This window comes from Terrimicrobium sacchariphilum, assembly GCF_001613545.1.
GTDB classification, from domain to species: domain Bacteria; phylum Verrucomicrobiota; class Verrucomicrobiia; order Chthoniobacterales; family Terrimicrobiaceae; genus Terrimicrobium; species Terrimicrobium sacchariphilum.
Genome location: NZ_BDCO01000002.1, coordinates 1,830,770 through 1,843,418 on the forward strand (window position 1 = coordinate 1,830,770; position 12,649 = coordinate 1,843,418).

At 58.6% G+C, this 12,649-nt stretch carries 14 protein-coding genes; 8 read left to right on the plus strand and 6 right to left on the minus strand.

All coding sequences use genetic code 11. The annotated features are described in order from the left end of the window. The first annotated feature begins 96 nt into the window (after positions 1–96). From TSACC_RS08505 to TSACC_RS08520, 4 genes are all read left to right on the plus strand, one after another. Positions 97–1,140, plus strand: a complete 1,044-nt coding sequence (locus TSACC_RS08505; protein WP_075078909.1) for an agmatine deiminase family protein — start codon at positions 97–99, stop codon at positions 1,138–1,140. Between the two features lie 69 nt (positions 1,141–1,209). Then, the gene (rpsN, locus tag TSACC_RS08510; protein ID WP_075078910.1) at positions 1,210–1,479 is read left to right on the plus strand and encodes a 30S ribosomal protein S14; all 270 of its coding nucleotides are present in this window, start codon (positions 1,210–1,212) and stop codon (positions 1,477–1,479) included. Positions 1,480–1,575: 96 nt separating this feature from the next. Continuing rightward, the gene (locus tag TSACC_RS08515; RefSeq protein ID WP_075078911.1) at positions 1,576–1,821 is read left to right on the plus strand and encodes an FmdB family zinc ribbon protein; all 246 of its coding nucleotides are present in this window, start codon (positions 1,576–1,578) and stop codon (positions 1,819–1,821) included. A gap of 45 nt (positions 1,822–1,866) precedes the next feature. Then, a complete protein-coding gene (locus TSACC_RS08520; protein ID WP_075078912.1) occupies positions 1,867–3,153 on the plus strand; it encodes an STAS domain-containing protein in 1,287 nt (428 codons plus the stop codon). On the opposite strand, the gene TSACC_RS08525 is transcribed toward TSACC_RS08520, so the two are convergent. From TSACC_RS08525 to TSACC_RS08535, 3 genes are read right to left on the minus strand one after another with little or no spacing between them, the layout of a single operon-like run. Continuing rightward, the gene (locus TSACC_RS08525; RefSeq protein WP_075078913.1) at positions 3,150–4,580 is read right to left on the minus strand and encodes a SpoIIE family protein phosphatase; all 1,431 of its coding nucleotides are present in this window, start codon (positions 4,578–4,580) and stop codon (positions 3,150–3,152) included. The genes TSACC_RS08520 and TSACC_RS08525 overlap by 4 nt on opposite strands. 1 nt (position 4,581) lies before the next feature. Further along, positions 4,582–4,971 carry a response regulator gene (locus TSACC_RS08530; protein ID WP_075078914.1) on the minus strand — a complete coding sequence of 130 codons (390 nt, stop codon included), beginning with the start codon at positions 4,969–4,971 and terminating at the stop codon, positions 4,582–4,584. Positions 4,972–4,991: 20 nt separating this feature from the next. Then, positions 4,992–7,499, minus strand: coding sequence for a response regulator (locus tag TSACC_RS08535; protein ID WP_075078915.1), 2,508 nt, complete (start codon positions 7,497–7,499; stop codon positions 4,992–4,994). 131 nt (positions 7,500–7,630) lie between these two features. On the opposite strand from TSACC_RS08535, the gene TSACC_RS08540 reads away from it, so the two are divergent. Beyond that, positions 7,631–8,029 carry an allophanate hydrolase-related protein gene (locus TSACC_RS08540; protein WP_075078916.1) on the plus strand — a complete coding sequence of 133 codons (399 nt, stop codon included), beginning with the start codon at positions 7,631–7,633 and terminating at the stop codon, positions 8,027–8,029. Positions 8,030–8,032: 3 nt separating this feature from the next. Here TSACC_RS08540 and TSACC_RS08545 read toward each other — a convergent pair whose 3' ends face one another. Both TSACC_RS08545 and plsY read right to left on the minus strand, forming a co-directional pair. Further along, complete coding sequence (locus tag TSACC_RS08545) at positions 8,033–9,049, minus strand: NAD(P)H-dependent glycerol-3-phosphate dehydrogenase (RefSeq protein ID WP_075078917.1); 1,017 nt, start codon at positions 9,047–9,049, stop codon at positions 8,033–8,035. Between the two features lie 11 nt (positions 9,050–9,060). Then, on the minus strand, positions 9,061–9,705 hold the full coding sequence (plsY, locus tag TSACC_RS08550; RefSeq protein WP_075078918.1) for a glycerol-3-phosphate 1-O-acyltransferase PlsY: 645 nt from the start codon (positions 9,703–9,705) through the stop codon (positions 9,061–9,063). Between the two features lie 59 nt (positions 9,706–9,764). Between plsY and msrB the strand changes: the two genes are divergently transcribed. The 3 genes from msrB to TSACC_RS21230 all read left to right on the plus strand — a co-directional run bounded on the left by msrB (position 9,765) and on the right by TSACC_RS21230 (position 11,640). Then, positions 9,765–10,316 carry a peptide-methionine (R)-S-oxide reductase MsrB gene (msrB, locus tag TSACC_RS08555; RefSeq protein WP_169809582.1) on the plus strand — a complete coding sequence of 184 codons (552 nt, stop codon included), beginning with the start codon at positions 9,765–9,767 and terminating at the stop codon, positions 10,314–10,316. Between the two features lie 51 nt (positions 10,317–10,367). Beyond that, the gene (locus tag TSACC_RS08560) at positions 10,368–10,625 is read left to right on the plus strand and encodes a GlsB/YeaQ/YmgE family stress response membrane protein (protein ID WP_075078919.1); all 258 of its coding nucleotides are present in this window, start codon (positions 10,368–10,370) and stop codon (positions 10,623–10,625) included. Positions 10,626–10,716: 91 nt separating this feature from the next. Further along, a complete protein-coding gene (locus tag TSACC_RS21230; protein WP_084400321.1) occupies positions 10,717–11,640 on the plus strand; it encodes a DUF5069 domain-containing protein in 924 nt (307 codons plus the stop codon). A gap of 21 nt (positions 11,641–11,661) precedes the next feature. Here the strand turns inward: TSACC_RS21230 and trpS are convergent, their stop codons facing one another. Then, positions 11,662–12,624 (minus strand): tryptophan--tRNA ligase, encoded by a 963-nt coding sequence (gene trpS / locus TSACC_RS08575; protein ID WP_075078920.1) that lies wholly within the window; start codon positions 12,622–12,624, stop codon positions 11,662–11,664. Positions 12,625–12,649 lie beyond the last annotated feature (25 nt).

The following is a 12,649-nucleotide window of genomic DNA, read 5'->3' on the forward strand; positions in this document are numbered from 1 at the left end:
CCACGCCACGGCAAATTTCCAGCCCCGTTGCAGGGCTTTTCGATGTTACAAAAAACGGCTTGTTTTCATTTGGTGAACCCGGGGTACATTCTACCCATGTCCACGAGTACCCCCGCCAAACAGGGATACGCCATGCCCGCCGAATGGCAGCCGCACGAAGCCACCTGGATTTCGTGGCCGCATCCCGAAGGCAACAGTTTTCCCGGCGCCTACGCCAAGGTCATTCCCGCCTTTGTCAAGATGGCGGAAGCTCTCGCCCACTCCGAGATTGTCCGTATCAACGTCAAGGATGCGGAGCAGGAAAAACAGGTGCGCGGGCTGCTCAAGGGCGCCCCGCCGGAGCGCCTGGAGTTTTTCCATATCGCCACGAACGAGCCGTGGTGCCGCGATCATGGCCCGATCTTTGTGGTAAAGAAAGACGCGCCCAGGCTGGCTGCGATCAACTTCGGCTTCAACGCCTGGGGCTACAAGCTCTCGCCCTTCGAGGAGGACGATGAAGCCGCCACTCACATGGGGAAGAAGCTGGGCGTGCCGGTTTTCGAATATGATGATTTCATCCTCGAGGGCGGCTCCATCGAGGTGAATGGCAAGGGAACCGTGCTCACCACGGAATCCTGCCTGCTCAACCCGAACCGCAACTCGCATCTCAATCGCAGCGAGATCGAAACGAAACTCCGCGAATGCCTCGGCGTGTCTCAGGTGCTCTGGCTCGGTGATGGCATCGAGGGCGACGATACCGACGGGCATGTCGACGACATCACCCGGTTTGTCTCCGAGGATACGGTGGTGACTGTCGTGGAGGAGGATGAGGATGATCCGAACTTTGAACCGTTGCGTGTGAATTTTGAGCGCCTTCAGACGATGAATCTCAAGGACGGGAGTCCGCTCAATGTCATCAAACTCCCCATGCCAGCCCGCATCGCCCGCGACGGGCAGCGCCTGCCCGCGAGCTATGCGAATTTCTACATCGCCAACACCAGCGTGCTGCTGCCGGTCTATCAGGATACCAACGACGCCTGGGCGGCCTCGGTCTTGAAGGAGGTCTTTCCGACCAGGGAGATCGTTCCGATCGATTGCCGGGAGCTCATATGGGGGTTGGGAGCCTTCCATTGCCTCACCCAACAACAACCGGCAGTGTAGGCAGGTGAGAAAGACTGAGAAAAGGTCTTGCCAAGTTTGCTGATTTCGATACTTTGGGCGTTCACCCTTATGGCAAAGAAATCATGGCATGAGCGCGACAGCCGCAAGCGCAAGACAGTTGAGAAGTACGCCGAGCTCCGAGCTGAGCTCAAGGCGAAGGGCGATTACGCCTCGCTTTCCCAGCTGCCGCGTGATGCCAGCCCGACCCGTCTGGTCAATCGCTGCCTGGTGAGCGGACGTCGCCGCGCTTACATGCGCCGCTTCAAGATCTCCCGCATCACCTTCCGCGAACTGGCCTCCTCCGGCATGATCCCCGGAGTGACCAAGTCGAGCTGGTAATCCTAAAATAATCCCTTTTGAAACGCCACCAGGCGCAAGCCCGGTGGCGTTTTCATTTTGCCTGCATCTCCCGGTGGGATATGCAATGGTACTCGCATGCCGATCTACGAATACGTGGCAGTTGAGGGAGGTTGTCCGGTTTGCCGCAAGGGCTTTGAGCTTCGACGCCCTGTGTCACGCCCTGCTCTCACGCAGTGCCCGGTCTGTCGTGGCCCGGTAAAAAAGGTGATCTCTTCGGTCAACACCCCTGCGATTTCCAAACCGCTCTCGGTTTCCGATGCCAAAAAGGCCGGATTTGCCGTCTACGAAAAGCGGGACAAAGGCGTTTACGAAAAGCTTTAGCCCGGTGCGATTGACACCCGGCATCCGGGCCTCCATCGTGCCCCCGTGTCTGATCTCGTTATCTCCACGGAAAAGGTTGGCTCTGTTTCTCTACTACGTCTCGTCGGGCGTTTGGATGCCCATGGCGCAGACTTGGCCGAGCCCGCTTTTCAAGCGGTCGATCACAAGACGGCCGTGGTTATCGACCTGGGCGGTGTTCCTTACCTGAGCAGCGCAGGCATACGGCTTTTCGTCGCGCTGCAAAAGAATCTCCAGTCCCAAGGCGGCAAGCTTGTCCTGGCCGAGGTGCAGCCTTATTGCCGCGACGTGCTGAAAGTTTCCGGGCTCGATCAATTTTTTACGATTGAAGAAACGGTTACCCGGGCATTCCTGGAACTCGGGGAGAAGAACTCTGTTTTCACCCGACCGGCGGGACGGTTCGTTTATCAGCATGGAGAGGACCGTATGGGTGCCATCGAAGTGCTGGGTGACATTGGCAACGTCCTGGCTTCACGGATCACCCCGGCCCTTATGGCCGGTAAAAAGTTCTCCTCCAAGGAATACTCGATCGGCTTGGGCGCTCTCGGTCCCAGCGATGAGGATGTCCTGCCTCTGCTCGGCGAAATGATCACCATTGGCGGCACCATGGTCTGGCTGCCGACGGATGGCAACGATACCCCGGATTTCCTCGTTCCCCAGCAGGATAGTGACAGCGTGCTCATTCGCACCGGATTCAATGTCTCGCTGGCGGGAGAGTTTAACGAGTATGTGGAGTTTGAAGCGGCGTCGGAAAATGGTGCGACCCTGGGTGAGATTTACGAATCCCTGATGGCTCTGGCGCGGGAGCGTCGGCCGGATTTTCGCGGCGCCCTCGGCTTGGCCATGCGGGCGGAGGTGGGAGAGCTTTACGGTTGCGGAGTCGTGAAATCTCCCATCGCGGCGAACGCTCCGGAAAACGGCAAACTCATCACCGACCCGGAGAACTACGAGAAGTGGTTCGAGTATGATCAGACTCCGCGATTGCGCGATGTCTCCGCCTTGATTTGCGGGATCGGCGTTGACCAGTCGGCTGATCTCTCGGTTTTTGATTCCAAATACCTCAACTCGGCTTTCTATATCAATCCCGGCAATGCGGACTCTACCGGCCTGAAGCTCCATAACCACGGCGTCTGCTTCCGGCCGTTTCCGCTGGGAGAGAAACCCTGGAGCCTTGAGCGGGAAATCCAGCGTATCGTAAACGATGGGGATTTCGTCGACATGAGACATCTCTTTGATCGCACCACGATCCAGTGGGCGCTGATCGGGGTGGTCTATGTGGAGGATTTCCGTCCGGATTCGTCGCAATCCGTCTAGGCGGGAAAGTCGATTGTGAGGAAGGAGTAGTCGTCGTCCAAGGCCTCCTGCCGGCTGAAGCTACGGATCCAGGTCAGGAGCTCGTCAGGCAGCTTTTCACTGGCGCGATGGGAGTTCAGGAAGGGGAGAAACTCCGTTTCAAAATCGAGCATTTCCTCCTTCTCCCGGCGAATCTCATAGGCACCATCACAGAAGACACAGAGCCGGGAGCCCGGGGGCACCTGTGTGTCCTCGCTATGAAATGTCGCTCCCGGCATCGCTCCAATCAGCATCCCGGGTGAGCGCAGCAGACGAGGCGCATCCTCGCCGGGGACGAAAAGTACAGCTGGAGGATGGCCTCCCGAGGTGTGGCGCAGACGGGCGGTGCCCTTGTGATAGACGCCGTACCAGATGGTGAAGTACATGTTGTTGTGCCGCTCCATCGGAAACGTGTCGTTCAAGCCGCGGAGCACCTCGGCGGGCTCGCGGAAGTCGACATTCTGAAGCGACATCGTGCGCATCACATTGATGGCTGCCACGGACAACAAGGCGGCGCCGACACCATGGCCGCATACGTCGAGCAGGTAGATGGCAAAGTGGTCCTCGTCGATCCAGTGATAGCCGAAGGAATCGCCGCCAAGCTCGGTGGAGGGATTATAGGCCCAGCGGATGTGAAATGGATCGTCGGTTGGCTCGGGCAGGATGCTGGAGACATAGCGGGCGGCCTCCTGGAGCTCGGATTGCAGGCGTTTGCGCGTCTCGTCGATCTGCTCGAGGTAGGCTTGCTCCTGATCTCGGAAGCGCTTTTTCTCGAGACATGCGCCGACCCGGGCGCGTAGCAGAGTGGGGTCGAAGGGCTTGGGAAGGTAATCTTCCGCTCCCGCCTCAATGCATCGGACGACGCTTTTGAGCTCATCGAGGGCCGAGATCATGATGACAGGGATGTGGCGGAGGTTGGGATCGGCTTTGATTCGGCCCAACGTTTCATACCCATCGAGTTCCGGCATCAGGACATCAAGGAGCACGACGTCGAACGGTTTTTCCGCGAGCAAGGCGAGCGCTTCGAGCCCATTCTGTACCTCGCTGGTGCGATGCCCCTGGCGTTCCAATGTGCGCGCCAGGAGATGGCTGTTTTCCGCATTGTCGTCAACGATGAGGAGATGGCCCGTGATCGCAGGGGGCGTGACGGAGTCGACTGGTATTGACTCGTCTTGCGCGGTGATGAGTGCCGGCGGGCGCGGGGAGGGGGCATCGTCGCTGAGGGATTCCGTGATCATCTCCAGCAGGCGACGCGCGGCATCCTCGATGCGCTGGAGGTCGCTGAGTTCCGTGATACCCTGATCCACCAGATCCTCCCGTAAAAGCTCGCCGTAGCCGATGATATGATTGATCGGCGTGCGGAGGTCGTGCCGGAGCTTCGACAGCGACGCTTTATCAAACTCGGGCATTTTATTTCACCGGGGCAGCCTTGCCCACGCGGATCAACTGGGCCTCGATCTTGGCCAGCAAACGGTCAAGTTCGATCGGCTTGGTGTCATAGTCGTCGCATCCTGCCGCGAGAGCCTGTTCACGATCTCCGGCCATGGCATGAGCAGTCAGAGCGATGACCGGGATGCTTGTGGTGGCATCGTTTGCCTTGATCTGGCGCGTTGCTTCCCAGCCATCGACTTTCGGCAGGCTCATGTCCATCAGGATGACGTCTGGAGACGAGCCTGTCGCGTGCGCGATGCCTTCTTCTCCGTCTACGGCTATGACCACCTCGTATCCGCGACGGGAAAGTCTGCGGGAAAGCATGTCACGGTTGAGTTCGTTGTCTTCCACCAGGAGGATCTTCGCCATATATACGTCTTGAGATGGTACTAAACTTTGCGGGATGCTTCCAGCATCGCCGTGATGTCCCGGAGGAGCTTCTCACGGTCGACGGCGCCTTTTTGTAAAATGGAGTTCACCCGCCCGGCGAGTTGGGCACGTTCTTCCGGGGTGAGATCTTTGGCGGTAATCACGACCACGGGGATGCCGGCGTAGTCGGGTGTCTTGCGCAGGAGGTCGAGAAACTCGAAGCCATCCATCACTGGCATCATCAGATCGAGCAGGATCAGAGCAGGCTTTTCCTCTGCGATCAGGTCGAGCGCCTCGCGACCGTTGGACGCTTCCTGGTAGCGGATTTTTTCCTTCTCGAGGATGCGGCCTATCAGCGTGCGATTGCTCTCCTCATCCTCCACGACGAGGATGTAATCCTTTGGATGTCCTCCGAGCTTTAGCAGCACCTGTCGGAGTTGTTCCTGGTTGACCGGCTTGGTGAGGAACTCCGAAGCACCCAGGCTGAAACCCAGGTTTCGATCTTGAAGCATCGTCACCATGATCACCGGGATGGAGCTTGTTGCCGGGTCGGATTTCAGTTTGCTCAGGACCGACCAGCCATCCATGCCGGGCATCATAACGTCGAGGGTGATCGCGATTGGAGGTTGCTTCCGCACGAGTTCCAGAGCATCCGCACCACTTTGGGCCACGACCACGGAGTATCCGGATTTTTCCAGCGTCCGCTTCAGGATCTCGGCGGAATCCTGGTCGTCATCCACGATCAGGACGTTTTGCTGTTGCTGAGCCTTTGCCGGGGTCGGGGCGGCTCCCGGTGTGGTGAACTCCTGCGGCACCTTGGGAGCTGTGACCGGAAGATCAACCGTGAACTCCGTGCCCTTGCCCGGTTCGCTCGTCACGCGGATGTCCCCCCCGAGCATCGTGCAGAACTTGCGGCTGATGACAAGGCCGAGACCTGTGCCGCCGTATTTACGCGTCGTGGAAGCATCGGCCTGACTAAAGGCCTGAAAGAGCCTGCCGAGCTGTTCCTGGGTCATGCCGATGCCTGTATCCGCCACGGCAAAAAGAATGCGCTCTTCGGGTGCCGGGGTGCGTCGGACGGTCAGGGATATACGACCATTCTCGGTGAACTTTGCCGCATTGCTTAGCAGATTGAAAAGCGTCTGCCGGACCTTTGTTAGGTCGGTATGAATGATCCCGCAGTCGCTGGCGATATCGAGATCGAGCGAGTTGCCATTCTTTTCCACCAGAGGCTGTATGGTGGCCACGACATCTTCCACCATTCCCTGGACCGCAAAATCCTCGAGGAAGAGTGTCATCTTGCCCGCCTCGATCTTCGACAGATCGAGGATGTCGTTAATCAAAGCCAGAAGGTGTTTACCTGCCCCGCGGATTTTTTGCAGATCGGGAGTGAATTCTTTCAGGTCCATGTCCTCCGCCTCTTCGATCAGCATCTCGCTATAGCCGATGATGGCATTCATCGGAGTGCGAAGCTCATGGCTCATATTGGCCAGGAAGGTGCTCTTCGTGCGGTTGGCAGATTCTGCGGAGTCCCGCGCCCGTAGAGCCTCCTGCCGGCTGGCTTCCGTCTGGGTGAGTGCATCGGAAAGCCGGGAGGCCAGCCAGAAGGAGACGATCAACACGCCGAGGATAATGGCGCTCGCGAGCCCGTAGACCTGCCAGATGATGGCGATCGTACGGGCCGAGACGTCAGGCAGATACATCGCCGCCACCACATCGTAGTCCCATGGCTGGAAGGTCGCGATGCGAACATGCCATTGCGACGAGAGCCTTTCGTGTTTGGCGACGCGCTTGGCGAGGGCCGAGACATTCTCACCCGCAGCATTTTGCGTATGAAAAACCACCTCGTCGTCGTGATCGAGCAGTGCGAAGAATCCATTCTCCAGCACTCCCCGGGTCTCCAGCGCATCGCGGATCGTCGAAAGCGTCTCGAGAGCGTAACCGACATAATAAATACCGATGATCTCGCCGTTTGCCGCGCGTATTGGCTCGTACCCGGTGATGTAGGGCTTGCCCAGGATTTCCGTGACTCCGAAAAAGCTCTGCCCCTTGAGAATGGTCTCGATCACAGGACCGGTGGGGTCGAGGACGGTGCCGGTGGCGCGGGTTCCATCCTTGTGCAGGACATTCGTGCTGACACGGACAAACTCATTGCCGCGTTTCTCAAAGATCGTCGCGGTACCGCCCATGATGGCTCGCACCTTGTCCACCAATGAGGTGTCCATGCCGACGAGATGGTCTCCAAAAGACAGTCGGAGTCCCTTTGGGGTTTGTGCCAGGTGGGCCGGTCCCATTTCGGAGCCGAGCAGCTTCAGCAGGCGCATGGAGGAGTGCACCAGCTCGAGGTAAATGCGGTTGATGGCGTCGAGCACATCATCGACATGATCCATCTTGGCCATCATCTGCTCCTCGGCCTCGTGGCGGATGTAATTCGACAATCGCTTGAAACCGACCAAGCCCGCACCCGCGACTGCGAGCGCCACAAAAAGGAACCAAAGGACAACGTTGGTGCGGAGAGAGCGTTGCATGTCAGGTCGTTGCAGACGGCTTCGCCTGCGTGGCGCAACCTTACGAGACGGCTGGGAGGGAACAAGTCGAAATCTTTTTCCGCGTTCGCTCGCCAAGTTGCTATCCTGCGATTATAAGTAAATTAAATATCATGCACGACTCTGAAACGGTACGGCTCGGTGTAGTGGGAGCCCATTTGCGAGGTTTGCCGCTGAATCATCAGCTCCTTGAGCTGGGAGCCCAGTTTGCCGAGCAGACGGTTACTGCACCGGAATATCGATTCTATGCTCTCCCGGGAACTACCCCGCCTAAGCCTGGACTCGTGCGTTCGCTCCAGAATGGCGGTTCAATCGAAATCGAGATCTGGAATCTGGGTTTCACCAGTTTCGGTCGCTTTGTGGCCGCCGTTCCCTCGCCTCTCGTGATCGGCAACGTGAAGCTCGCCTCCGGCGTCTTTGTGAAAGGGTTCCTTTGCGAGGAATACGCCATTGCCGGTGCTCAGGAAATCACGAGCCTCGGTTCCTGGCGGAACTTTGTCGCTGGCTCTTGAGCTTTACCCCTGGCGGTGATCCCGGTCAGATTCCGGCTTGGGAGGGCGGCCCAGCAGTCCCCACATCGCCTCGTGCGGTGGCTTGTTCTCGTAGAGGACGGAATAAATCTCGTAGGTGATCGGGGCCTCGATGCCCAGCTTTTGAGCGACCTGCCAGGCGCTGAGCGCGGTCGGTATTCCCTCCGCCACCATCTGCATGGACTCCTGGATCTGGGCAGGGGATTCCCCCCGGCCGAGACGCTCGCCGACCTTGCGATTGCGGCTATGGCGGCTGAAGCAGGTCACCATGAGGTCGCCCACGCCACTGAGGCCGAAAAACGTCTCCCGGCGACCGCCCATTGCGATACCGAGGCGCATCATCTCGGCGAGCGCACGGGTTACAAGGCCTGCCTTGGCGTTGTCACCCATGTTGAAGCCATCCGACACTCCCGCTCCGATGGCGAAGATGTTTTTCAAAGCACCGCCGAGCTGGATACCCATCACATCATCGCTCGTGTAGGCGCGAAATGTCGGCAGGGAGAATACCCGCTGCAGAGGCTCGAGCAGTTCCGGCGATTTTGAGCCGAGTACACCCGCTGCCGGAATGCGCTGGGCCACCTCCTCGGCATGATTTGGACCGGAAAGCACCGCCACCGGATTCTCGGGAAGGATTTCCTCGATGATCTCGCTCATCAGCTTGCCGGTGTCGTGCTCGAGTCCCTTCGTGCACGAAACGATGACGGCTTCCTTAGGCAGCCCGAGGCCAGCGAGCTTGCCGCATACCTCGCGGAGGGCCTTGGAGGGAGGTACGAGCAGCATCAGGTCGGCATCCAAGGTGTCGGCCAGATTCCCTGTGGCATAGACGTTGGGAGGGAGCCGGACGCCCGGCAAATAGTCCTCATTGGTTCGCTGGGAAACCAGTTCCTTGGTGACCTCGGGGTTATGCGCCCAGAGGCGAACCGCGGTGCGGTTTTCCGCTAGGAGGAGTGCCAGAGCCGTGCCCCAGCCACCTGCTCCAATGATGGAAATCTTTTTGTACATCGTGAACCTCGTCAGGTTTGGGGGCTGGGACGCTTCTTTTCGAACTTTTTCTCCGTTCCGGCCAAAAGTCTTTGAATATTCGGTCGGTGACGCCACAGCGCCATGATGCAAAGAATCCCCGCAACCGAGACGCGCAGCCAGTCACAATGCCCCATCAAAGTCAGCACAGCGGATGCGGTTGGCAGGGTGATCGATGCGCCGATCGAAGCGACCGAGACATACCGGGTGACAAAAAAGAGAATCAACCAGACGGCGAGACCGCTGATGAAGACCATGATCGGGAACAGCCCGAGCATCACTCCGGCGGAAGTCGCGATACCTTTGCCTCCTTCGAAGTTCAGCCAGACGGGGAAATTGTGTCCCACCACGCAAAACGCAGCTGCCACGACCCCCATGGGGATGGCATAGGCCGGGGCGATCGGCTCAACGATGGCCACCGTACCGGCGGTAGCCACGAACCCCTTGAAGGCATCTGCGGCAAAAACCAGGTATCCCCACTTCTTTCCGAGCACTCGTAGCGCATTGGTGGCACCGATATTTCCGCTACCCTCCTTGCGGAGGTCAACCCCCCGGGCTCGGCCTACGAGAAAGCCGCTGGGTATCGAGCCCAGCAGGTATGCACCCACTATGGTGCTGAGTAGCAAGATCCAAAGCATCGGGTGGTAAATGGATGGATGGGCGGTTGCTCTCAAGCAAAAATGATGCACCTTTTCGTATGACCAAGGCCTTCGCGGCGATAATCCTGAGCATCACTCCACTTTTTTCCGCCATGTCATCCAGCATTTCCGATTCTCTTCCCGATCAGGTTACTGTCGTTCTTGCCGACGAAAAAGGGCAGCCTTTGCCACCAAAATCGGTTCCCACCGTGAAAAAGACCGATGAGGAGTGGCTGACGCAACTCGGACCCGAGCGGTACAAGATCCTCCGGGCTCAGGGAACCGAGATTCCTTTCTGTGGGCTCCTGCTCGATAACAAAAAGAAAGGGATATATTTCTGTGCGGGTTGCGACCTTCCGCTTTTCAGCTCGGATGCGAAATTTCATTCCGGCACGGGATGGCCGAGCTTTTTCCAACCGTTTGCAAGGGAGAATGTTCTGGAGTTGCGAGATACCAGTCATGGGATGATCCGCACGGAGATCAGGTGCGCCCGATGTGGCGGCCATCTGGGACATGTCTTTGAGGATGGCCCAAAGCCGACGAATCTGCGGTATTGCTTAAACTCCGAATCCTTGGTTTTCCGCGAGTTTCCGGCCAAGGGAGAGCACTGAGCGACCCATAAGGGAAAGGCCGGGAATGGGGATGCCCGCGAATCTTCGGGCATGGGAATACTCTCTGCAATCATCATTGGGCTGCTCGTCGGAGCGATCGCGAAACTTTTGATGCCGGGTCGTGATCCGGGTGGGTGGATCATCACCATCCTCTTGGGAATAGCCGGTTCCTTCGTGGCGGGATTTCTGGGCCGTTCTCTCGGCTGGTATCAGGACGGCGAACCGGCAGGATTTCTCGCCTCTGTCGGCGGAGCGATCATCATTCTCGTCCTTTACCGTTTGATCGGCGGCCGCCGCCGCTCGGTGTAACGGAGGTTTTCATCAATCCGAAAGCGGGGAGCGTGTCGATCGGCCAGGTTTGGCGATTGACACGCTACAGCGTAGTGGGGATTTACTGGGAATGACGATTATCCCCGAGTTGCGCAGTCCCTCGGACCCCGTGGGTGGACTGGTTTTCTTTGGCCGCACCTGCGACAAAATCCGGCTTCTCGGCGCAGGGAAGCTTCCCGAGCTGTACCTGCCTTTCCTGGGTAAAAACTCCGACCGCGGGATGGACTCTCGGGTCTGCCGCCTGCTTCAGGTAAACTATCGCGATCTGGAGAAGGTTGTTCTCGATGGAGCAAGTGATGAGGCTGCGCTTGCCTGGGCTTTTCAGAACGGCACCAAGCCGACGGATGAGGAGATCGAAATTTTCAACGCGTTCGTTCAAAAGCGCGGCTGGAGGGACGAGGCGACGTCTGTGCTTCGGAAATCCGTAGCCGAGGCAGGCTATCCCGCTGATCAGATTTCCACCTTTGTCGATTACATCGACTACGACGAGGGACGTCCGCTTAAGTTTGCCCCGGACCCAGCCCCGCCGACAAAGCAATTACCCGCAGCGAATCCGTTGCCGGAGTTGATCAGCCCGCATACGAAGCTCGGCGGCGTCGTCTATCTCGCCCGCATGATCAGCAAGATCCGCCTGCACGAGAAGGGCGGGCTGCCGCCAGCCTGGGTGGAAAATCTCGGCGCCAAGGGGAGCTATTTCGACGGCCGCATCTGTCGCTTTCTTGGGGTGGAGTTTGAAGATCTGGCTGCACAGGTCAAAGCCGGAGCCTCGGATGAGGAAGTGCTGGCCTGGACGCGAGCCAATGGTCGCAAGTTTTCCGAGGATGCGCTGACGATCTGGAACGCCTTCATGACGAAGCGCGGCTGGCGCGATGCCGGTACGGCGACGCTGACTCAACGCCTTGAGGAAGCCGGTTACCCGGCTGGCGCGGCGTTGACCATGTTTGACTTCATCGACCTCGATGAAGGACGTCCTCTGGTCTCGCAGGGAGCGTAACGATGAACGTACGCGGTCGGCTTAGGTCAGGCCGACCGCTTTGCGCACCCGCTGCATGACCGGCGTGGCGAGGGCATTGGCCTTCTCCGCGCCTTCCTTGAGGACACGGTCGACATATCCCGGATCGGCGAGAATCTCGGCGCGGCGCTCCCGCATCGGGGCAAAGTACGTCCAGATCGCCTCAAACAGACGCTGCTTGAAGGTGCCATAGCCCACTCCGCCGCTCTGGAACTCGGCGACCATCTGGTCGTAGTCCGCTCCGCTGGCGACGAGCTTGTACAGGGCGAGTATGTTGGAGTTTTCGGTCGGCTTGGGAGCCTCGATGGGCGTGGTGTCTGTCTTGAGGCCCATGATCTTCTTTCGGAGAGGCTTTTCCTCTTCAAACATCCCGATCGTGTTCCCATAGCTCTTGCTCATCTTTTCGCCATTCACCCCAGGAACGACCGCGGCTTCCTCGCGGATGCTGGGCTCGGGGAGCTTGAGGGTATCGCCGTAGGCTTCGTTGAACTTGATGACCAGATCACGCGCGACCTCGATATGCTGCTTCTGGTCCTTGCCCACCGGCACGAGATCGCTGTCGTAGATGAGGATGTCCGCCGCCATCAGCACCGGGTAGGCGAAGAGGCCATGCGAGGGAATGAACCCTTTCGCCAGCTTATCCTTGTAGGAATGGCAGCGCTCGAGGAGGCCCATCGGCGTCAAGACGCTGAGAATCCAAGAGAGTTCGGTTACCGCCGGGACGTGCGATTGACGGAAAAAGCAGGCCTTTTGCGGATCAAGCCCGCAGGCGAGAAAATCGATGGCGACATCGCGAATGTTTTTGCTGAGGTCGGCGGCATTGCGGACCGTCGTCAGTGCATGGTAGTCCGCGATGAAGTACAGGGCCTCGCCCTGATCCTGGAGCTCGATGGCAGGACGCATCATGCCAAAGTAGTTGCCGAGATGCAGGGTGCCCGAGGGCTGGATGCCGGAAAGAATGCGCATGGGAAGAAGGAGAAAAAGTTAAGGT

Bases quoted from the DNA above. Each gene is read 5' to 3' on its own strand.
- TSACC_RS08505 (WP_075078909.1), top strand. From the start codon at position 97: ATGTCCACGAGTACCCCCGCCAAACAGGGATACGCCATGCCCGCCGAA.
- rpsN (WP_075078910.1), top strand. From the start codon at position 1,210: ATGGCAAAGAAATCATGGCATGAGCGCGACAGCCGCAAGCGCAAGACA.
- TSACC_RS08515 (WP_075078911.1), top strand. From the start codon at position 1,576: ATGCCGATCTACGAATACGTGGCAGTTGAGGGAGGTTGTCCGGTTTGC.
- TSACC_RS08525 (WP_075078913.1), bottom strand. From the start codon at position 4,580: ATGCCCGAGTTTGATAAAGCGTCGCTGTCGAAGCTCCGGCACGACCTC.
- TSACC_RS08530 (WP_075078914.1), bottom strand. From the start codon at position 4,971: ATGGCGAAGATCCTCCTGGTGGAAGACAACGAACTCAACCGTGACATG.
- TSACC_RS08535 (WP_075078915.1), bottom strand. From the start codon at position 7,499: ATGCAACGCTCTCTCCGCACCAACGTTGTCCTTTGGTTCCTTTTTGTG.
- TSACC_RS08540 (WP_075078916.1), top strand. From the start codon at position 7,631: ATGCACGACTCTGAAACGGTACGGCTCGGTGTAGTGGGAGCCCATTTG.
- TSACC_RS08545 (WP_075078917.1), bottom strand. From the start codon at position 9,049: ATGTACAAAAAGATTTCCATCATTGGAGCAGGTGGCTGGGGCACGGCT.
- plsY (WP_075078918.1), bottom strand. From the start codon at position 9,705: ATGCTTTGGATCTTGCTACTCAGCACCATAGTGGGTGCATACCTGCTG.
- msrB (WP_169809582.1), top strand. From the start codon at position 9,765: ATGACCAAGGCCTTCGCGGCGATAATCCTGAGCATCACTCCACTTTTT.
- TSACC_RS08560 (WP_075078919.1), top strand. From the start codon at position 10,368: ATGGGAATACTCTCTGCAATCATCATTGGGCTGCTCGTCGGAGCGATC.
- TSACC_RS21230 (WP_084400321.1), top strand. From the start codon at position 10,717: ATGACGATTATCCCCGAGTTGCGCAGTCCCTCGGACCCCGTGGGTGGA.
- trpS (WP_075078920.1), bottom strand. From the start codon at position 12,624: ATGCGCATTCTTTCCGGCATCCAGCCCTCGGGCACCCTGCATCTCGGC.